At 34.4% G+C, this 19,950-nt stretch carries 13 protein-coding genes and 8 pseudogenes; 8 read left to right on the plus strand and 13 right to left on the minus strand.

All coding sequences use genetic code 11. The annotated features are described in order from the left end of the window. Positions 1 to 187 precede the first annotated feature (187 nt). The 6 genes and pseudogenes from NBW37_RS03915 to NBW37_RS07880 all read left to right on the plus strand — a co-directional run. The gene (locus NBW37_RS03915) at positions 188 to 1,135 is read left to right on the plus strand and encodes an Rpn family recombination-promoting nuclease/putative transposase (protein ID WP_250295833.1); all 948 of its coding nucleotides are present in this window, start codon (positions 188 to 190) and stop codon (positions 1,133 to 1,135) included. Positions 1,136 to 1,270: 135 nt separating this feature from the next. Beyond that, entirely contained in the window at positions 1,271 to 2,317 is a 1,047-nt protein-coding gene (locus NBW37_RS03920) for a hypothetical protein (RefSeq protein WP_250295834.1), read from the plus strand. A 648-nt stretch (positions 2,318 to 2,965) separates the two neighbouring features. Continuing rightward, entirely contained in the window at positions 2,966 to 4,363 is a 1,398-nt protein-coding gene (locus tag NBW37_RS03925; RefSeq protein ID WP_250295835.1) for a cytochrome ubiquinol oxidase subunit I, read from the plus strand. Continuing rightward, positions 4,356 to 5,378 (plus strand): cytochrome d ubiquinol oxidase subunit II, encoded by a 1,023-nt coding sequence (gene cydB / locus NBW37_RS03930; protein WP_250296992.1) that lies wholly within the window; start codon positions 4,356 to 4,358, stop codon positions 5,376 to 5,378. Before NBW37_RS03925 ends, cydB begins: the two co-directional genes overlap by 8 nt. 384 nt (positions 5,379 to 5,762) lie before the next feature. Further along, a pseudogene (locus NBW37_RS03935) lies at positions 5,763 to 6,627 on the plus strand (IS982 family transposase). A gap of 16 nt (positions 6,628 to 6,643) precedes the next feature. Next, positions 6,644 to 6,823, plus strand: a pseudogene (locus NBW37_RS07880) (transposase); the annotation flags it as partial. Positions 6,824 to 6,856: 33 nt separating this feature from the next. Here the strand turns inward: NBW37_RS07880 and NBW37_RS03945 are convergent. The 9 genes and pseudogenes from NBW37_RS03945 to NBW37_RS03985 form a co-directional block, all read right to left on the minus strand. Next, a complete protein-coding gene (locus tag NBW37_RS03945) occupies positions 6,857 to 7,729 on the minus strand; it encodes an IS982 family transposase (protein ID WP_250295817.1) in 873 nt (290 codons plus the stop codon). A gap of 308 nt (positions 7,730 to 8,037) precedes the next feature. Further along, positions 8,038 to 8,854 (minus strand): annotated as a pseudogene (locus NBW37_RS03950) (IS5 family transposase). Between the two features lie 18 nt (positions 8,855 to 8,872). Continuing rightward, positions 8,873 to 9,580: pseudogene (locus tag NBW37_RS03955) on the minus strand (helix-turn-helix domain-containing protein); the annotation flags it as partial. Positions 9,581 to 9,583: 3 nt separating this feature from the next. Continuing rightward, a protein-coding gene (locus tag NBW37_RS03960) for an IS630 family transposase (RefSeq protein ID WP_250295836.1) occupies positions 9,584 to 10,595 on the minus strand; the annotation gives its coding sequence in 2 pieces (ribosomal slippage) (positions 9,584 to 10,081 and positions 10,083 to 10,595; 1,011 coding nt in all). A 26-nt stretch (positions 10,596 to 10,621) separates the two neighbouring features. Then, positions 10,622 to 10,873 carry a helix-turn-helix domain-containing protein gene (locus NBW37_RS03965; RefSeq protein ID WP_250295837.1) on the minus strand — a complete coding sequence of 84 codons (252 nt, stop codon included), beginning with the start codon at positions 10,871 to 10,873 and terminating at the stop codon, positions 10,622 to 10,624. 49 nt (positions 10,874 to 10,922) lie between these two features. After that, positions 10,923 to 11,837, minus strand: coding sequence for a WO male-killing family protein Wmk (wmk, locus tag NBW37_RS03970; protein ID WP_250295838.1), 915 nt, complete (start codon positions 11,835 to 11,837; stop codon positions 10,923 to 10,925). Between the two features lie 105 nt (positions 11,838 to 11,942). After that, positions 11,943 to 13,181 carry a hypothetical protein gene (locus NBW37_RS03975; protein ID WP_250295839.1) on the minus strand — a complete coding sequence of 413 codons (1,239 nt, stop codon included), beginning with the start codon at positions 13,179 to 13,181 and terminating at the stop codon, positions 11,943 to 11,945. A 158-nt stretch (positions 13,182 to 13,339) separates the two neighbouring features. Next, the gene (locus NBW37_RS03980) at positions 13,340 to 14,005 is read right to left on the minus strand and encodes a JAB domain-containing protein (RefSeq protein WP_250295840.1); all 666 of its coding nucleotides are present in this window, start codon (positions 14,003 to 14,005) and stop codon (positions 13,340 to 13,342) included. Between the two features lie 171 nt (positions 14,006 to 14,176). Next, positions 14,177 to 14,677: pseudogene (locus NBW37_RS03985) on the minus strand (helix-turn-helix domain-containing protein); the annotation flags it as partial. A gap of 51 nt (positions 14,678 to 14,728) precedes the next feature. Here NBW37_RS03985 and NBW37_RS03990 point away from each other — a divergent pair. Continuing rightward, a protein-coding gene (locus NBW37_RS03990; RefSeq protein ID WP_250295841.1) for an IS5 family transposase occupies positions 14,729 to 15,555 on the plus strand; the annotation gives its coding sequence in 2 pieces (ribosomal slippage) (positions 14,729 to 15,116 and positions 15,116 to 15,555; 828 coding nt in all). A gap of 16 nt (positions 15,556 to 15,571) precedes the next feature. On the opposite strand, the pseudogene NBW37_RS03995 reads toward NBW37_RS03990, so the two are convergent. The 3 pseudogenes from NBW37_RS03995 to NBW37_RS04005 form a co-directional block, all read right to left on the minus strand. Next, positions 15,572 to 16,003: pseudogene (locus tag NBW37_RS03995) on the minus strand (helix-turn-helix domain-containing protein); the annotation flags it as partial. Positions 16,004 to 16,071: 68 nt separating this feature from the next. Beyond that, positions 16,072 to 16,280 (minus strand): annotated as a pseudogene (locus NBW37_RS04000) (DNA mismatch repair endonuclease MutL); the annotation flags it as partial. A gap of 32 nt (positions 16,281 to 16,312) precedes the next feature. Further along, positions 16,313 to 17,177 (minus strand): annotated as a pseudogene (locus NBW37_RS04005) (IS982 family transposase). Positions 17,178 to 17,630: 453 nt separating this feature from the next. Here NBW37_RS04005 and NBW37_RS04010 point away from each other — a divergent pair. After that, positions 17,631 to 18,563, plus strand: coding sequence for an Rpn family recombination-promoting nuclease/putative transposase (locus NBW37_RS04010; protein WP_250295842.1), 933 nt, complete (start codon positions 17,631 to 17,633; stop codon positions 18,561 to 18,563). On the opposite strand, the gene NBW37_RS04015 is transcribed toward NBW37_RS04010, so the two are convergent. Further along, positions 18,545 to 19,924, minus strand: coding sequence for a hypothetical protein (locus NBW37_RS04015; protein ID WP_250295843.1), 1,380 nt, complete (start codon positions 19,922 to 19,924; stop codon positions 18,545 to 18,547). The two genes, NBW37_RS04010 and NBW37_RS04015, sit on opposite strands and share 19 nt — an antisense overlap. Positions 19,925 to 19,950: the final 26 nt, after the last annotated feature.

A 19,950-nucleotide genomic window follows, 5' to 3' on the forward strand; every position in this document is an offset into this window, starting at 1 on the left:
ATAGAAGGGTTGATAAAAGATGTACAAATGGACGTCTAAAGCAGAAGATGCTGTTCTTAGGCCATCTTTGACAGTTGTTTTTTCTCTAACATACCCAAAGTTTAAAAAAATAAGATTTAAACACAAAAGAGTTGAATATTTCTTCAGAATTGTGTATAATTATTAATGCTTTTTAGGTTAGTTCGTTATGGCTCTTTCGAAATTTCTTGACGCACGAAATGATTGCGCCTTCAAGAGAATATTTGGCACCGAGAAGAATAAAGATATCCTAATTCATTTCTTAAACGATATTTTAGGCTTTACTGGCTTAGCTGCTATTCAGGACGTTCAATTTTTAGCTACCATTTTGGATCCTGAGATTGCCGCTAAAAAGCAGAGTATTGTCGATGTTCTTTGTAAAGACTCTCAAGGTTCAAGATATATTATAGAAATGCAATTCACTAAGACTAAGGGCTTCGAAAAACGTGCTCAATATTATGCTGCTAAAGCCTATTCAAGTCAAGCAGATCAAGGTGATGATTACCATAACCTCAAGGAAATAATCTTTATAGCTGTTGCTGATTGCATTATTTTTCCAGATAAGGCTGAGTACAAATCTAATCATGTCATCTTAGATAAGAATAGCTTTGAACACGACTTAAAGGATTTTTACTTCGTATTTATAGAGTTACCAAAATTTACAAAAACGAAAGAAGATCAATTAGAAAATATAGTAGAAAAATGGTGTTACTTTTTTCGCTATGCAGCAGAAACAAACGAAGAGGACCTAGATAAAATAATTGGTAGTGACGTCATCATAAAACGAGCTTATGAAGAGATGAATAAGTTTAATTGGTCAGAAGAAGAGTTACTAGCATATGAACAAATGAAAAAACGCATAATGGATGAGATAGCTGCTTTTGCTCAAAAGTTTGATGAGGGTCTTAAGGTTGGACACGAAAAAGGCAGAGAAGAAGGCATCCTAATCGGTCATGAAAAAGGCAGAGAAGAAGGTATTCAAATTGGTGAAGAAAAGGGCGAAAAACAGGCTAAAATAGCAGTGGCTAAGGAGATGCTTGCTGATAAAATGGATATCAATACTATTGCCAAATTTACTGGGTTACCGGTCAGTAAAATTGAAAGGCTTCAAAAATAAAACACTATTCACGGTCTTGAGACCTTGTTTTTGCTGGTTGTTCAATTGCTGTACATCTAAATATGTGATTAAAATAACTCTTGAGGAGTAGTATGAAAAGTTATATGTATGATCATTTAATAAGGTGGGGTTTTTATGAATGGAATATTTTCTCAATACAAAGAAAGATTTGTACCTAATGCACAGAGAGATTTAATGAATATCGTTGAATCTGACGAACAAATGTTTCAAGACTATAAAAAATTTCTCAATCGGGAAGAAATAGACGGAATATGTAGATATTTGTGTGAATATGTTACTTTGAACGATTTGTTAGTTAACAAAGAATCTTTTGTTAAAGCATTTGATAGTATTGAGAAAAAAAGATCACTAATAGGTGATTTAATTAAGAAATTCAAAGATGGTGAAATGATTTTAGAAGAAGCACGTATTCAGAGAGCAAGCAACGAAACGGACAAATTAGAGTCTCTTATTCGTAAGAAAGCAGAAATATGTCGTGATATTCTTGAGCGGCTTGAAATAGATAAACAAGAAGATTTTATAAAAGACTATAAACAAGTATACAAAAGATTAGAATCATTTGCATTAGTAATGAAAAAGCCAAGGACACTAACTGTAGCAGACTTAAACCTAGCATCAATGAATCAAAATCGGTATATGCAAATATATTATATCTCTGGACGTAAGAATGGGCATGCTGTACTAATAAAGAAAAATTCAAATGATAGCTTTGCATTTTACGATCCTAATTATGGCGTGGTTTTTGATCTGACAGAAGAGGACCTATGTGAGGTTGTAACTCAATCATTTTATAGCTACAGAGAAGGAATAAGCAAATTAGGCATTGTCGTACTATTTACTTTACCAATCTCAGTTGTTGCTGGAATTGTTGCAGCAGTATATGGTTACAATATAATTGCTACTGTATCGCTTATAATTTGCTTAGTAGATTTATCAATTTTATGTTCTTTGCAAGAAAAGCTGGTATTGCAGGAATATGGTAGTATTGCACTACCTGATGAACATTTAGCCCTTCGTAAAGAGCTTGAGATTGAATTAGAAAATATAATAGACAAGTATTCTGGTAGTGATGGCAAGTCAAAAAATATAGCTATTGTAAGTGGAGTACAAGTAGAAAATATAGATCAAGAAACCCCAGTTATGAATCGGTCGATAAAGTAAGGCATAGAAATAGAAGGCTTTTTCGACTGCAAGGAATAGGAAATTAGGACAGAAAAACATGAATTAGGGAATTTTTTGGTGATCTGTGCCTTGATCTTAGCCAAAAAAGTGGTGGAAAAGTTAGGAATGTTTTTGCAAAAAGGACGATATTAATAAAAAAGATTTCATTCTATTTAAGATATAAAAATATCATAAATTTTCCTTTTATTCCCAAGTAAATTATTATTAATTCAATAAAATCTATTATTAAGAATTTAAATAACACAACCACTTCCAGCAACCGAAACCAGCAAGCATGAGAAGTGTTTTTCTTGGAATGCGTTGGTCTACCAAACGATACGTGCGAACTTTTCTTTATAGTAATTCTACTATATCATAAAAGCAGCTATTTTAGCCTACTTTAGCCACATTTAGATATGAACTAACGTATATGGCTTTGTTGTAGCAATTTCAAGCTTTTATTTTCACAACGCCGCTTTTGTTTAAATTGTTCTCACAAATATACGATCTTTTTGCGATATTAGGGAAAGTAAATAATTAAAAACTTTGTTATGCTAATTGGTGTGATATTTTAGCTAAAATATTTAAAAAAAGGATTTGATTTATAGGTAAATTTGGTTTACTTGTAGCATATAGTTATTAGTTGAAATGTTTAAATTTGATTCTTTACTATTAGCTCGAATTCAGTTCGCCTTTACAATAGGCTTTCACATTATATTTCCTGCTTTCACGATCGGACTTGCAAGTTTTCTAGCCTTTTTGGAATGGTGTTGGCTTAAGACTGGTGATACACGTTTCCGTGATGTTTATAAATTCTGGATCAAGATTTTTGCCGTTGCTTTTGGCATGGGAGTGGTGTCTGGAGTTGTAATGTCATATCAACTTGGTACCAATTGGTCAATTTTTTCTGACCGCATAGCCAATGTTCTCGGCCCTCTATTTTCCTTTGAAGTTTTAACAGCTTTTTTTCTAGAATCATCTTTTTTAGGCATTATGTTGTTTGGATGGAATAGGGTAAGTCCTCGTATGCACTTTGTTTCTACTTGTATCGTTGCAGTGGGGACGCTTATTTCAGCTTTCTGGATTATTGCAGCCAATAGTTGGATGCAAACACCCGCTGGACTCACGATTGGTGAGAATGGTCTTCTATATCCAACCAATTGGTTAGAGATTATTTTTAATCCTTCTTTCCCTTATCGCTTTATTCATATGGTAACAGCAGCCTATCTTACAACAGCTTTTGTGGTTGGTGGTGTAGGAGCATTTTATCTTTGGAGAAAACTATATGCTCCTCAAGCAAGAATTATGCTTGGTATGGCAACCATTATGGTCGCTTTAGCTGCACCTTTTCAGCTGTTCATGGGGGATAGGCATGGATTAAATACACTAAAGCATCAACCTGCTAAGATTGCTGCAATGGAAGGTATATGGGAAACCGAAAAAGGGGCTGGCTTACTCTTGTTTGCTTATCCGGATCAGCAAAATGAAATTAATCACTACGAGATAAAAATTCCTAATCTTGCCAGCTTGATCTTAACACGTGATTTTTTAGGAGAAGTAAAAGGATTAAAGGAATGGAAAAAAGAAGATAGACCACCTGTGGTATGGGTATTTTGGTCCTTCCGTGTAATGGTTGGAATCGGAATTTTAATGATTATGATTGGATTAGTTAGTGTTATACAATACTTTCGTGGTAAGCTATTCCAAAGTTGTTTCTTACATGGATGGTGGATATCAATGATGCCGTCTGGGTTCATAGCGTTACTTGCAGGTTGGTTTACTACTGAAATTGGTCGTCAACCTTACACTGTATATGGAATTATGCGCACAATTGAATCATTTTCACCTGCGATTACCGGTTTTCAGGTTGCATGGTCTTTGATTGCATTTATCGTTATGTATACCCTTATATTTGGAGCAGGCAGTTACTATATCCTGAAACTTATATACAAAGGAATTCCCGTCATTAAAGAAGAAGAGCAATTTTATAAACACGGTATTGGAGCTTCAGTAATTGAATCTGGAAAGGGCAACAATCATGTTTGATTTTTCTTCCTTAATTAATTTACCCCTAATCTGGGGATTACTAATTGCCATAGCTGTTTTACTGTATGTTTTAATGGATGGGTTTGATTTAGGTATTGGTATTTTACTTCCTTTTGCACCGTCAGATAAATGCCGTGATCATATGATAAGCTCAATTGCACCATTTTGGGATGGAAACGAAACATGGTTGGTATTAGGTGGTGGAGGGTTGTTTGCTGCCTTTCCTCTTGCATATTCAATATTAATGCCTGCTTTTTATATTCCAATCATTATTATGCTGCTTGGCCTTATAGTGCGCGGAGTATCCTTTGAGTTTCGTTTTAAGGCAGAAGGAAAATACAGGCAATTATGGGATTATGCCTTTCATTTTGGGTCACTTGGTGCTGCATTTTGCCAGGGCATGATTTTAGGCGCATTTATACATGGTGTAGAAGTAAACGGACGCAACTTTTCTGGTGGCCAATTTGATTGGGCAAGTGCTTTTAGTGTAATGACAGGCGTTGCTGTGATATTTGGATATGCACTTTTAGGTTCTACATGGCTCATAATGAAGACAGAAAATATAACACAAGAATGGGCACGCAAGGTTGCTTCTTATACGCTTGGTTTTGTAGGTATTTTCATGGGACTAGTGAGTGTAGTGACACCATTTTTAAATGAACGTATTAAAAACTTTTGGTTTAGTATGCCAAATTTTTATTATTTATTTTCTATTCCATTACTCACATCTTGGCTATTTTTCATGCTGTGGTTTGATCTTCAGAATACTAAACGGGAGTACCGTCCATTCTTTCTCAGTATTGCTATTTTTTTTATGGGATATTTAGGTTTAGGAATTAGTCTCTATCCGTGGATCGTACCTTTTCGATATACCATTCTTGATGCAGCTGCTTCCGGGCCAAGTTTATCTTTAATGCTTATTGTTATAATACCGCTTTTACCGCTCATTTTAACTTACACTAGTTATTCCTATTATGTCTTTCGTGGAAAATCAAATTATGAACACACATATTAATAAGTTAGTAGTCTCATGGCTAAAACGCCATCCTCAAGTTAAACAATGGTTATGGTTTATTGTTTTGTGGGTTAGTGGTCTGTTAGCAGTATCGGTATTAACTTATCCGATCAAATTGATAGTTAATTTTTGTAAATAACATATTTTCTGTGTTTCTTCTCGTACCTAATTGTTCCATACGCAGTCAAGTTAAGGAGAAGTAGCATTAGGAAGAAGGGGAATGTTTTAAATATTAAATGTAGTAATCTAGACTTAATCTAGCAGGTATGAATTATCCGATGCAGGAGTCAAACTAACCCCAGTTGCGGATTAGAAGTCAGTGAAAAAGATAGGAAAACAGGGTAAACTCCGGAAACATATTATCAAAAAGTAGAGAGGTTACCAATGAATAAAAATGTAACAGAATTATTTTGCCTGATCGATGATTTTTGCAATTCAGTTGACAAAAATTTTGCAGAAAAACTTCTACCAAGTGGCAAAAAACCAACCAGGACGCCAGAGATTACGCATTCAGAGATTTTTACCATAATATTGCTATATCAAGTGCGACAATTTTAAAATTTTCTATGTACATTATTTGAAATTATTATACGAATCAGCGTTTCCAAAATTGCCATCCTATAGTAGATTTATTAGGCTAAAATCTAGGGTTTTAGGGTATTTAGCGCTCTTGTTGAAGTGGCTATGTGAGCAGTCAAAAATGACCGGAATTTCGTACATAGATGCAACGTCTATCGCTGTTTGCCATCCAAAAAGAATCTCAAGAAACAAAGTTTTCAAAGGATTGGCAAAGCTTGGAAAGACTACATATGGCTGGTTTTTTGGTTTTAAATTGCATATGGTAATTAATGAAAAAGGTGAAATTCAAGGAGTTACACTTACTAAAGGTAACGTTGACGACCGAAAACCCGTACCAAATTTAACCGAAAAACTGATTGGTCTTTTATTCGGAGATAAGGGCTATATAAAAAAAGAACTCTTTGAAAAACTCTTCGATAGAGGCCTCAAACTCGTTACCAAAGTAAAAAAAGGTATGAAAAACACATTAATGCTGCTTGAAGAAAAGATTTTTTTAAGAAAAAGGTCGATTATTGAAACAGTTTTTGGCTACCTAAAAGACAGACTTGAGCTTGAGCATTCAAGGCACAGGTCTCCAATAAATTTCTTGGTGCACATCTTTTCCACATTAGTTTCATATTCTATGAAGCCTAAAAAGCCCTCTATTTCTAGATTTTACTGTATTGATTAATCCGCAACTGGGGTTTTTACTAGGGAAAAGATCGATTGTTGAAACGGTTTTCGGCTCTTTAAAAAACAAATTTGAGATTGAGCATACAAGACACAGATCACCAACAAATTTCCTAATTCATGTTTTTTCTGTTCTGATTTCCTATTCCATGCAGTCGAAAAAGCCCTCTATTTCTATGCCTTTCTTTGTTGGCTAATCCATAGTTGGGGTTAGAAACCCCAGTTGCGGATTAATCAATATAGTAAAATCTAGAAATACAGGGCTTTTTAGGCTTCATGGAATATGAAACTAATGTGGAAAAGACGTGCACCAAGAAATTTATTGGAGACCTGTGCCTTGAATGCTCAAGCTCAAGTCTGTCTTTTAGGTAGCCAAAAACTGTTTCAATAATCGACCTTTTTCTTAAAAAAATCTTTTCTTCAAGTAGCATTAATGTGTTTTTCATACCTTTTTTTACTTTGGTAACGAGTTTTAGTCCTCTATCGAAGAGTTTTGCAAAGAGCTCTTTCTTTATATAGCCCTTATCACCAAACAAAAGACCAGTCAGTTTTTCAGTTAATTTTGGTACTGGTTTTCTGTCGTCAACGTTACCTTTAGTAAGTGTAACTCCTTGAATTTCACCTTTTTCATTAATTACCATATGCAATTTAAAACCAAAAAACCAGCCATATGTAGTCTTTCCAAGCTTTGCCAATCCTTTGAAAACTTTGTTTCTTGAGATTCTTTTTGGATGGCAAACAGCGATAGATGTTGCATCTATGTACGAAATCCCTGTCATTTTCGACTGCTCACATAGCCATTGCAAAAGTAATGCTAAATACCATAAAACCCTCGGTTTTAGCCTAATAAATCTACTATATGTTGGCAAATTTTGAAACTCAGATCCATATAGTGCTTTCAAATAATATGTATAGAAAGATTTAAAGTCCTCACATCTAGATTGTTGATAAAGTAAAATTATAGTAAGAATTTCAGAATGCGTAATCTCTGGCGTTCTGGTAGGTTTTTTACTGTTTGGCAGGAGTTTTTCTGCGAAATTTTTGTTTATAGCCTTGCAAAAATCGTCTACAAAGCAAAATAATTCTGTTACATTTTTATTCATGGGTAACCTCTCTACTTTTTGATAATATGTTTCCGGAGTTTACCCTATTTCCCTATCTTTTTCACTGACTTCTAATCCGCAACTGGGGTTTAGAAGAGGTATCTGTTGAACAACCGAAATCTAAGCAAATTTTCAGAGATGGTAAATAGATTTATTAAATAAACAACTACTTTTGCTTATATCTTAATATAATATCTCTGAGCACCCTGTTTTTAATCCAGAATTCAAGTCAATTCATTTTTGGACACTCACCCAACTCATCAGCAGTTAGGCCAGATGCTCGCAAGATAATAGACTTCTTTCAAAATTCATGTAGGGAGCTCAAAATTGTGAATTGCAGCAATTAAATTAAACCTTAAACCAAAACGTTTTCGTCGGTTTCTATACCTGTCCGAGATGATTTTAAACCTTTTCAATAAGCCAATTACGTTTTCAACAATTGCCCTTTGGCTCATAAGTGCTCTGTTCTCTTTTTTTTGTTCTTTGCTTAACGGATTCTTTTTCGTTTTTCTGTGCGGTAATACAACATTTTTGTGTATCTTCTGCATTCCCCTGTAGCCGGCATCAGCTAAGATTTTAGTTTGCGGCAATACTGCTACCTTAAACATCCGAAAATCGTGTTTTCTACCATTCGAGAAAGACGTGCATATGACTTTTTTACTCTTCTTCTCTGTTACTATTTGTGTTTTTATAGTATGCCTTTTTTTCTTTCCAGAATAAAAGCGTTTTTGCTTTTTTTTGGCCTCTCTACTGGCGTTTCAGTTCCATCTATTACTAAAACTTCATATTCTACATCACTCTTAATAGCTCTTTTTTTCCTGGTAATGCAAAATCTGGATGTTTTATTAATATGTCTTCTACCCATCTTATTATTTTAAAACTGTTACTTTCACTCATGCCATAGCTTTGCCCAATATGAAAATATGTACGATATTCTCTTATATATTCCAGTGCCATAAGTAGCCTGTCTTCTATGCAAAGTTTACTTTTTCTTCCACTTCTAGCTTTTTTTCTTTTATCCTCCACTTCTAGAATTTCTACCATTCGCTCAAATGTTGCTTTTTTTACCCCTGTTAAACGTCGAAACTTTTCTCCTTCTAACTTTTCTATTTCCTTATATTTCATTCTTTCAAATACTTCATCTTACACTCCCTCTAACAATTTTGAAAGAAGTCTAATATCAACAGCAATACCCGCCTTAACTAGATCCTTTGCAATCTTGATTTTCTCTGCTTTTTTAACTTTTTCCTTGCTACTTTTCATATCTTCAGATAGAGATTTGACTAATGCATCTAATGATTCTTGTTCTCTGTACTCATCCATTAAACTCAATAGCTTTTTGCTTTCTCTTGTTTTAGGCAGTAGAACTTTAATATTCACTGATAATGCTCTTGCTATTTCATATAATTTATCAAATGAGATGGCAGTATATCCTTTTTCATATTCGTGTATTTCCTTGAGCGTTAAATCAACTTTATCTGCCAAATCTTTTTGAGTATATCTTCTTATCAACCTCCATTCTCTTATTCTTTGCCCTATTCTGTAATATATAGAATCAGTGCAGATTTCTCTCTCTGTACTATCATACTCGTAAATAGATAAACCCGTTGCCTGGGAAATTATGTCAACTGACACTCCTTCTTTAACTAGATTTTTTGCTACTTCTAATCTTGCCTCCTCTTGATTGATTTTTTCGCTAATATGAACAAATCTGACTAATGAAGGTACTATTTTGCCTAACTTTTGATTCTCGTATATTTTCGTTAGATAGAGTATTTCCTCGTCTTCATCTTCATACTCTCTTACTGTTATTGGTTTAGGTAATAGATCTACAGCATTAACTGATACCAACCCTCATAAATAACTAGACAAATAATTCACAGAGCAAATGGTTTTGATCGAACTTTCCGTAATATCTCGAATAAATTCAGATACAGCATTTTCAAGTAATTTAATAGAGTCATACATCTTGTTCTTTATTATATTTTCCTTTAAATGTTGCCAAAATCTTTCCACAGGATTGAGCTCAGGCGAGTACGGCGGCAAATAAATTATGGTGATATTTTCAGGAGTTTTTAAACCTTTAGACCTATGCCAACTTGCGCAATCCATGATAAGAAAAGCTTCTCTAGTCCCCAAATCTTTCGACATCTGCTCCAAAAATATGTTCATGCAATCTGTGTTTACATGTGGAGCAAGTAGGCTAATATCCTCTCCATTCCTGGGATTTACAGCGCTGTAAAGATAGAAGTTTTCTCTTCCGATTTTTACTTTAACTTGTGTTCTTGAGCCCTTTTTAAACCATCCATGTCCAACTTTTGAGTGCGTTCCAAATCTCGATTCATCGAAAAAAAACCTCCTTTTTCCGGTTCTTTTCCACAATTTCATTGAGATTTTTTTTGAACTCCTCTTGTTTGTTTTTGTCTTGTTTATAATGTGCTGGACGAGGTGTGATATATGTAAATCCTAGCTTCTTCATAAGCCTTCTCGCCGTTGACTCACTTACTTTGATAGCTAACATTCCTTCAACTATACCTTGCAATTTTTTAGCAGTCAGATTTGCCCCATCTTCTTCTATTACCTCTCTTATTTTTTCCTTCTTCTCCTCGTTCAGTTTTGGTTTAGGTCCTCGCCCTGGCTGTATTGCAAACCCAATAACACCTTTTTCTTTAAATCTTGCAATCCATTTCATTAATGTCGTTCTCGTAATTCTATATATTTTAGCAACTTTTGAGATACCATACTCCTTTGCTGATATTATTGCTTGTAACCTTCTTCCTATCTCTCCTCTTATTCCATATTTTTTTAATTCTAACTTGCATTGATTATATAGTTCTTCTCCTATTGCTTTACTTTTTCCTGCCATAAACTACATATTTATTCTTTCTAGCCTCAATTATTTGTAGTTTTTACTATTTGTCTATCTATTAGTGGAGATTGGTATGACAATACTCTTGCTATTACATATAGTACTTCAATTGGAATAGGAATATACCCATTTTCATAGCTGTTCACTTCTTGGTATGTTAAACCTATTTTACTTGCTAATTCTATTTGAGTATGCCCTCGCATTAACCTACAATTTTCTATTTTTTGCCCTATTTTGCAGCTTATAGGACTAACATTGCTTGCAGAAACAAACATATATACCTCCATTTAAGAAAAAACTTTATTGCTATAATTTTTTTACGAGCTATCCATCTAAAACCATATCAATAGATAAACCTACCACTTGCAAAATAATATCAATAGAAATTCCCCCTTTTACTAGATCCTTTGCAACTTTAATCCTTTCTATCTCTCTCACTTTCTCCTCACAAATACGTATTCCCTCAAACAGAGATTTTATTAGTGCATTACGTAGTTCTTGGCTCTCAATTTCTTTGTATTCTTTAATCAAATCAGGTAGTTCATTTTTTATTTTATCATCTGCATCTTCTGTTAGTTCAAGCAGGTCCATGATATTAATTGATAACACCTCCGCTATCTCATATAATTTTCCCAGTGGAGTAGCTACGCGTCCTTGTTCATAGTTGCTTATTTCATCACGTGTTGTACTCATTTTTTCTGCTAAATCCTTCTGAGTATATTCTCGCACTAGTCTCCATTCTTTTATCTTTTTTCCTATTTTGTAGTGTATAGAACAATTGGTACATTCATTAGCGAATAAGCCAATTGTTTTTGAGACAACATCAACAGAAATTCCTGCTTTAACCAGACCCTTTGCAATTTTTATTCTCTCCGTTTTTTTGCTACTTTCTTCACTAACTCGGGCAAATTTTGCTAATAAGTAAAATACCTTGCGTAATTCTTGATCATTAATCTTTTTATATTTTCTTACTAGATTTAGTATTTCTTCATCTTTGAGACAAATTTTTTCATTTGATAAAGAAATAAGATCTGTAACACTAACTGATAACACTTCTGCTATGGCGTATAGCTTTTCAATTGAAATTCTACGAGTTCCTTTTTCATATTGTAGTACTACTTGACGTGTTACACCTATTTCCTTCGCTAAATCCTCCTGAGTATACCTTCGTTCCAACCTCCAATACTTTACTCTTTGTCCTACTTTATAGTCTAAAGAACCAATTTCACTAATGGCCATTTCTTTCTACGGAAATAACCATATATATATAATTTTTTACTACAGCTCAATTTTCCAGGGAAAATATGAATAAATATCCTGGAAAATGTAGCTGTAAGTAGAGATTTAACCCTTAGAGAGTCCTTTTCTACTATCTCCACAGGTCTTATCAACCCACGAAGACACAGTTTCGCTTGAGCCATTTACAGCCTTTACTCTTTCTTTGGCCTGCTCTTTACTCCACATGCCACTTCTTGTGAAACTTCCTCTTTTTACAGCTTCTTTGACTGTCATTCCTCCAAAAAGGCAACCTTTTCCTATTATTTCACCTCTTTTTTGTAGTTCAGACCACATTTCTGTATCTACTATTCTGACTTGTACTTGATGGTCATTTTCTGCGCTATGGTATACTACAATTCTTAGGCTACCAATGCTTGTTGGAAATGCTATCTCAAAGGCACTGTTGTCTGATACATCGGTATAGTTTCTCTCACCTCCTTTCTCGCTTTTGACCTCAACTTCACTATCGCCTATTCTTATGACGTGATTTCCAGATTTCACCCATCCTTTGTTTAGGCCTAAACTTTTTGTACCTTCTACTACTTTTGCAACCTCTACTGTACTATCCACAGAAAATTCCGCAAAATATGTGTCGTTATCCATTTCCACACCTATTACGTTTCCCACTTGAAGAGCACTTTCAACGACTTTTCTCAGTTCTTCAAGTTGCTTATTTATCTGTGGCTGAACCTCTGGTTGCAGTTCTTTATAAATTTCACCTACGAGTTCATTTTTCAATAAAGTGTCAAACTCTGCGCCACTCAGCATTAATTTACGTATTATCTTTTTCTGATCACCTTTTTTGAACTTGTGAAAATGCATACCCAATATCACATACTCAGCAAAGCTCCGGCCTCCCTCATGACACCCATTCATCCTCATTCCAGCAGCTATTGCCTCATCTACAACTTTGTTCAGCTCACTTGGATTTTTTGCTGTTACAATTGCACTTTTTAACCAGCTCAACCATTCACTTTCCCTTGCACTTAGCCTTATTTTTTGCAGGCCTGAGGCAAATGGATTTAACCCCTCTGGATAATCTGCTTGATTACTTGCTGGTTTTGTGTCATAAATGCGATCTAGTCCTTCTCCGAAGTTGATTGACTTTTCACGAGTATCTCTACTAGGGGAAGGCATTACGCCTCCGGGCTTCTTAACCTTATTAATTTTGCTCACAAAGTTAGAATGTTGTATATCAGTACAGCTTATGCCTTCAAGATCACTTAATATTTTGTCCGGTAATTTGCTAAGATCGATGTTGAACTTACGAGTATTACCAACTACTGTAATTTTTTTACTAGTCATATAAAACCTCTTATTAAAAATACTTTCTAAGTGTACAACTAGCTTTGTTACCTTATTATTAACTCGATGTACACTTTCTCGCTTATTATAAATAATAATGAGCAGATTTGTCAATATTTATCACTCTAGAGTTTTGAGCAACCTCACTGCTCTTTGGACTATAACAGCCCTTTTTCCCTGAAACTAAAATGGTCTGCGCTTGCTACGATAATGTGATCAAACAATCTAATGCCTACAGTACTACATGCTGAAGCTAATTTTTTAGTTGCTGCTTGATCTTCATCAGATGGCTCTGCACTCCCTTCTGGGTGGTTGTGCGACATTACTATTAATATTGCATTTTTTATTAATGCTTTTCTTGTGATTTCCTTTATGTACACTGGTGCCTTTTCCACTGTACCAGTAAACACTTCCTCCCCTTTTAAACAGTACTCTTGATCCAAATATAGTATTTTTACCTTTTCCTTCTCTGAACAGCCAATACTCACCCTTAAATATTTTACAATGGTTTCCATGTTACCCATTACAGGTCCTTTCTTTAACTCTTCTCTTGGTGCCCTATTCGACGCTTCCCTAAGGCATAAAATTACTGCTACTGTGGAGTCGGTTATTCCTTCTACAGTTTTCAGGTCATCTATTTCCTGACCTAAAATTCCTCTTATTCCAAAACTATCTATTAGTCTTTCGGCAATAATCCGAGCTTCGTCTCTATCATGCACTGCACTTAGAAACGTTTCTATTACTTCACGATCAAGTAGAGCTTTGCCGTTGCTTTCCAATGCTCTGAATTCTATTTCTTCTCTACTTTTATTCTTATTTTCCATATAATATACCCTTCACTAATAATAAATTTTTTTTTAATGTTTACTGCTGTTTTTTTATCAGCATTGGCATAAAGCCATAGCTTTTGGGTGAAGTCAAATCAATTTTTCAATCTTTTTTACTTATTTTTTTATCAAAAGGTAAAGATATTAATAGATACTGATTTTTTTATTTTAAATTTGTTGAATTTCGTCTAAAGAGATGCCTACTGTTTTCAAAATAATATTGATAGAAATTCCTTTTTTTACTAAGTCTTTCGCAATTTTTACTTTTTCCGCTCTTTTTACTTTCTCCTCGCAAATCCGTACGCCTTCAAACAACGATTTTATTAATGTATTACGTAATTCTTGGCTTTCAATCTTTTTGTATTCTTCAATTAAATTCGGTAATTCATTTTCTACTATCTCATCTTCTTCTATTAGCAGATCTGTAATACTAATTGATAATGTTTCTGCTATTCCATATAATTTATCAAGTGGAACAGCAACCCTTCCTTGCTCATAGTTACTTATTTCGTGGCGTGTTGTACCCATTTTCTTTGCTAAATCTTCTTGAGTATACTCCCGCACTGCCCTCCATTCTTTTATCTTCTTTCCTATTTGGTAGTAGATAGAACCAACTTTTTCTTCAACACATTCATCAGCAGGGAGGCCTATTGCTTGTGAAACAACATCAGACTTCTTTCAAAATTGAGGGAGAGAGAGTAAGATCAAGTATTTGGAAGCATGAAATATAAGGAAATAGAAAAGTTAGAAGGAGAAAAGTTTCGACGTTTAACGGGGGTAAAAAAATCAACATTTAAGAGAATGGTAGAAATTCTAGATGAGGAGGATAAAAGGAAAAAAGCTAGAAGTGGAAGAAAAAGCAAACTTTGTATAGAAGATAGATTACTTATGGCACTGGAATATATGAGAGAATATCGTACATATTTTCATATAGGACAAAGTTATGGCATGAGTGAAAGCAACTGTTTTAAAATAATAAGGTGGGTAGAAGACACATTAATAAAACATCCAGATTTTGCATTACCAGGAAAAAAAGATCTATTAAATAGTAATGTAGAATACGAAGTTTTGGTAATAGATGGAACTGAAACAGCAGTAGAAAGGCCAAAAAAAAGCAAAAGCGCTTTTACTCTGGAAAGAAAAAAAGGCATACTATAAAAACACAAATAGTAACAGAGAAGAAGAGTAAAAAGGTCGTATGTACATCTTTCTCCAATGGTAGAAAACATGATTTTCGGATGTTTAGAGAATCAAAGATAGCAATATTACCGCAAACTAAGATCCTAGCTGATTCTGGTTACAGAGGAATGCAAAAGATACATAAAAATGTTGAATTACCACATAGAAGATCAAAAAAGAATCCTTTATCAAAGGAGAAAAAAGCAGAAAATAGATCTCTCTCTATACGAAGAGTGGTAGTTGAAAACGTAATCGGCTTATTGAAAAGGTTTAAAATCATTTCTGACAGATATAGAAATCGACGAAAACGTTTTGGCTTAAGATTTAATTTGATTGCCTCTATTCACAATAGAGAGCTCCTTTCATGAATTTTGAAAGAAGTCTATCAACAGAAATTCCTGCTTTAACCAGACCCTTTGCAATTTTCACTTTCTCTGCTTTTTTACTACTTTTCTCACCAACCTGAACAAATTTGGTTAGCAAACAAAACATCTTACGTAACTCCTGATCGTTAATCTTTTTATATTTTCTTATTAAATATAGTATCTCTTCTTCCTTATTTTTAATGCAGATTTTCTCATTCGATACAGGAATAAGATCTATAATACCAATCGATAAAGCCTCTGCTATAGCGTACAACTTCTCAATTGAAATTTTTCGTGTTCCTTTCTCATATTGTAGTATTACCTGATATGTTACACCGATTTTTTTTGCTAAATCTTTTTGAGTATATCCTTTTGCCAACCTACGATTTCTTACTTCCTGTCCTACTACTTTGTAATCTAAAAAGTTAGGGTAATTATTCTCTTTTTTCACATTTTATACCCCATAATCAGAAGAGCTGTTACGTATACTTAATTGGAGACCTTTTTGACAAACTGAACTCATCTCCTTTCAAACAATTTCTCTATATCACTCAGTTTCATTTCTATATAAGTTGGCCTTCCATGGTTGCATTGCCCGGAATATGGAGTTTTTTCCATTCGTCTCAGTAGCTCGTTCATTTCCTCTAACTTCATTTTCTCCCTGCTCGAATCGATCCATGGCATGCAATGGTAGCTAACACTTTTTCTTCTACTGGCAATGTATCTTCTTTGTGTCCATACTAATAACCCCAGTTGCGGATTAATCAATACAGTAAAATCTAGAAATAGAGGGCTTTTTAGGCTTCATAGAATATGAAACTAATGTGGAAAAGATGTGCACCAAGAAATTTATTGGAGACCTGTGCCTTGAATGCTCAAGCTCAAGTCTGTCTTTTAGGTAGCCAAAAACTGTTTCAATAATCGACCTTTTTCTTAAAAAAATCTTTTCTTCAAGCAGCATTAATGTGTTTTTCATACCTTTTTTTACTTTGGTAACGAGTTTGAGGCCTCTATCGAAGAGTTTTTCAAAGAGTTCTTTTTTTATATAGCCCTTATCTCCGAATAAAAGACCAATCAGTTTTTCGGTTAAATTTGGTACGGGTTTTCGGTCGTCAACGTTACCTTTAGTAAGTGTAACTCCTTGAATTTCACCTTTTTCATTAATTACCATATGCAATTTAAAACCAAAAAACCAGCCATATGTAGTCTTTCCAAGCTTTGCCAATCCTTTGAAAACTTTGTTTCTTGAGATTCTTTTTGGATGGCAAACAGCGATAGACGTTGCATCTATGTACGAAATTCCGGTCATTTTTGACTGCTCACATAGCCACTTCAACAAGAGCGCTAAATACCCTAAAACCCTAGATTTTAGCCTAATAAATCTACTATAGGATGGCAATTTTGGAAACGCTGATTCGTATAATAATTTCAAATAATGTACATAGAAAATTTTAAAATTGTCGCACTTGATATAGCAATATTATGGTAAAAATCTCTGAATGCGTAATCTCTGGCGTCCTGGTTGGTTTTTTGCCACTTGGTAGAAGTTTTTCTGCAAAATTTTTGTCAACTGAATTGCAAAAATCATCGATCAGGCAAAATAATTCTGTTACATTTTTATTCATTGGTAACCTCTCTACTTTTTGATAATATGTTTCCGGAGTTTACCCTGTTTTCCTATCTTTTTCACTGACTTCTAATCCGCAACTGGGGTTAATAGGATATAATAAAATTTGCTACTGAAATGTTGACATTAAGTTTCAAGATCTTTATCATGTAAAGGTGTGGGCTCGCGTTTTTATTAGGCTCTCACACCAAAAATAAGTGTTTTTAAAGCTCTTTATAGCTCCTAAATCCATGGATTCGTTTGCTGGGCTTTTTAGAGGGTTTATAGAGGTAGTTGTAAAAGATGATAAGACTGTCATCTAAGGTGCGTAGTAGCATTCTAGGGTCATCTATGAAGGTAGTTTTTTGCCAACTCTTGAAATTTAGCTAACTTTAATAGACTTCAGCATAAAAACGTTGAATATTTCTTCACAATTGTGTATAATTATTAATGCTTTTTAGGTACTCTTGCTATGGCTCTTTCTAAGTTTTTGAATCCAAAATTGGACTTAACATTCAAGAAAATCTTTGGTACTGAGAAAAATAAGAATATTCTCATCCATTTTCTCAATGATATCTTAGGATTTACCGGGATAGATACTATACAAGAAGTTGAGTTTCTTAGCACCTACATGGATCCTGAAGTTGCCTCTGATAAACAAAGCATCGTTGACGTCCTTTGCAAGGATTCTAGTGGGCTCAGATATGTGATCGAGATGCAGCTCGCTCGTGATAGAGGCTTTGAGAAACGCGCTCAGCTATATGCTGCTAAAGCTTATTCAAGGCAGGTTGGAAAAGGTGGCGAGTACATCGATTTAAAAACAGTATTCTTTATTGCTATTTCCGATAATACGCTATTCCCTAAGGAGGTTGAGTATATTTCCACTCATAATATACGAGATATAAAAACCAACGGACATTACTTAAAAGATTTTCAATTTGTCTTCATTGAGTTGCCTAAGTTTACAAAGAACAGAGTAGAGCAGCTAGAGAGTACTATAGAGCGCTGGTGCTTTTTTTTCAAGTACGCAGAAGATACTACAGATGAAGACTTAAGAGATATAGCAGAAAAATCTCCAATAATAAAGCTAGCCTACGATGAGTTAGACAAGTTTCGCTGGAATGAGAAAGATCTGATAGCGTACGAAGAAAGGGTAATGGATCTGCGGAAAGAAGAAGGCATCCTCGCTCAAAAACTTGATGATGCTACTGCAAAAGGTAGACAAGAAGGTAGAGAAGAAGGTATCCAAATCGGCCATGAAAAAGGCAGAGAAGAGGGTCGAAAAGAAGAAAAAATTGAAGTCGCAAAAAACCTACTTAAAGCTGGCGTACCTGTCGACTTGATAGCTGAATCTACCGGCCTTCCTAAAGCTGAAATTAAACAACTTCAGGAAGAAATTGTCTGACATGATCTTTGTAGCTGCTTGTCTACCGTTGGATCATTTAAACAGGTTCTAGGTTTATCGTCTGCTTTTCCTGGCAACTGACTTTTTAATCGACTAAGAAAAACAGCAGCAAGTATAGAATTAATTGTTCCTTTAGCCAACTCTGTTAAAGATAGTTTTGGCCTGCGTGTTTGCTCTGCTTCTTCAATTTCACGTTTTGAACCTATGAAAGGAATTGTTTTAGTTGCTTGTACCACTTCTTCTACATTTTTGCTATTTTTCAAGCTATCAAGATATTCCCTAGCTGTCATACTAACTTCTTTTTTATCTAGGTGATCTTGGAATTTTTTGCTATTTAAGTTCATATCAGCATTGATAAGTAACGGTACACTGCCTTCCACATTAATTTTAGTCCCAAAGTCATATAACTGTACTCTGTTGACCATTGACTTAATAGGACCAAACTTCTCATCCTGCTTTGCCAGAAGTTGACGTTCTGTTTTGATTTCTTTTGCTAAAACTTGTCTATCTCCACTTGATAATAGTTTATTAGCTTGCTCAACATCAAAGTGTTCAACAAGAAAGCCTTTTTCTCCTACTTCATAGCCAGCAGACTCTACTCCTTTTTCTACAATTTGCATAAACTGATTAACACTTTTTAATCCAGAAACAAATGCTATATTACTATCAAAATAAGCATAATTATCACCTGTTCTGTAAATCGCAACAACGTGATTACTTGTTACTAAGTGAATAGTAAAATCACCCTTAATTCCAGCTATATAGTTTGATAAACCACTGAACGTTTTATAGCCTTGAGTATGAATTAAGTTTGAAGGCAAACTATTTGTAGGTGAACTCAGATGTTGTTCAAACCCATCAAGTAATTTACTAAAAGCAAAAACTTCTCTTTTTTCTCTTTTAGATACCTGCTTACCTTGAGCTATACGCTCATAAATTTCAGCCGAAGTTTCTAAATTACTTAAAAATGATTTGTCACTCTGTAATAATAGAGCTTGAGGTAAGCTACGTGTAACTGCAGTACACTTACCATCAATCTTAACTTCACGTTCCTCAAATGAAGGAAAATAAAGACCTTGTCTTACTGATTCAATGGAAATATTCGGAGAGTAATACGATGATATAAATTCTGATAAACGCAAAAAAGCTTCTTGTTGCTTTTTATCAGAATATCCTGACTGTATTTGTGCTTTCCCTTTTATCCTTTTCCTTAGGTTACGTTTCTGTTGTGAACTATCTATTTCTTCGACTTTTCTCTTATGGGAACTAGAATTGCTTTGTTGTAGACTAACTTTTTGCTTTTTGCTACTTTTACCCTGACTACCTGAACCCATATACTCTTCTTCATCATCATACTCCATTTCGCTTTCTTCTACTATACTAATAT

It is taken from the genome of Wolbachia endosymbiont of Oedothorax gibbosus, from assembly GCF_936270145.1.
Classification (GTDB): Bacteria; Pseudomonadota; Alphaproteobacteria; order Rickettsiales; family Anaplasmataceae; genus Wolbachia.

Excerpts from the sequence above, each read along its gene's own strand:
- NBW37_RS03915 (WP_250295833.1), top strand. The coding sequence starts at position 188 with ATGGCTCTTTCGAAATTTCTTGACGCACGAAATGATTGCGCCTTCAAG.
- NBW37_RS03920 (WP_250295834.1), top strand. The coding sequence starts at position 1,271 with ATGAATGGAATATTTTCTCAATACAAAGAAAGATTTGTACCTAATGCA.
- NBW37_RS03925 (WP_250295835.1), top strand. The coding sequence starts at position 2,966 with ATGTTTAAATTTGATTCTTTACTATTAGCTCGAATTCAGTTCGCCTTT.
- cydB (WP_250296992.1), top strand. The coding sequence starts at position 4,356 with ATGTTTGATTTTTCTTCCTTAATTAATTTACCCCTAATCTGGGGATTA.
- NBW37_RS03945 (WP_250295817.1), bottom strand. The coding sequence starts at position 7,729 with ATGAATAAAAATGTAACAGAATTATTTTGCTTTGTAGACGATTTTTGC.
- NBW37_RS03965 (WP_250295837.1), bottom strand. The coding sequence starts at position 10,873 with ATGTTTGTTTCTGCAAGCAATGTTAGTCCTATAAGCTGCAAAATAGGG.
- wmk (WP_250295838.1), bottom strand. The coding sequence starts at position 11,837 with ATGGCCATTAGTGAAATTGGTTCTTTAGACTATAAAGTAGGACAAAGA.
- NBW37_RS03975 (WP_250295839.1), bottom strand. The coding sequence starts at position 13,181 with ATGACTAGTAAAAAAATTACAGTAGTTGGTAATACTCGTAAGTTCAAC.
- NBW37_RS03980 (WP_250295840.1), bottom strand. The coding sequence starts at position 14,005 with ATGGAAAATAAGAATAAAAGTAGAGAAGAAATAGAATTCAGAGCATTG.
- NBW37_RS04010 (WP_250295842.1), top strand. The coding sequence starts at position 17,631 with ATGGCTCTTTCTAAGTTTTTGAATCCAAAATTGGACTTAACATTCAAG.
- NBW37_RS04015 (WP_250295843.1), bottom strand. The coding sequence starts at position 19,924 with ATGGAGTATGATGATGAAGAAGAGTATATGGGTTCAGGTAGTCAGGGT.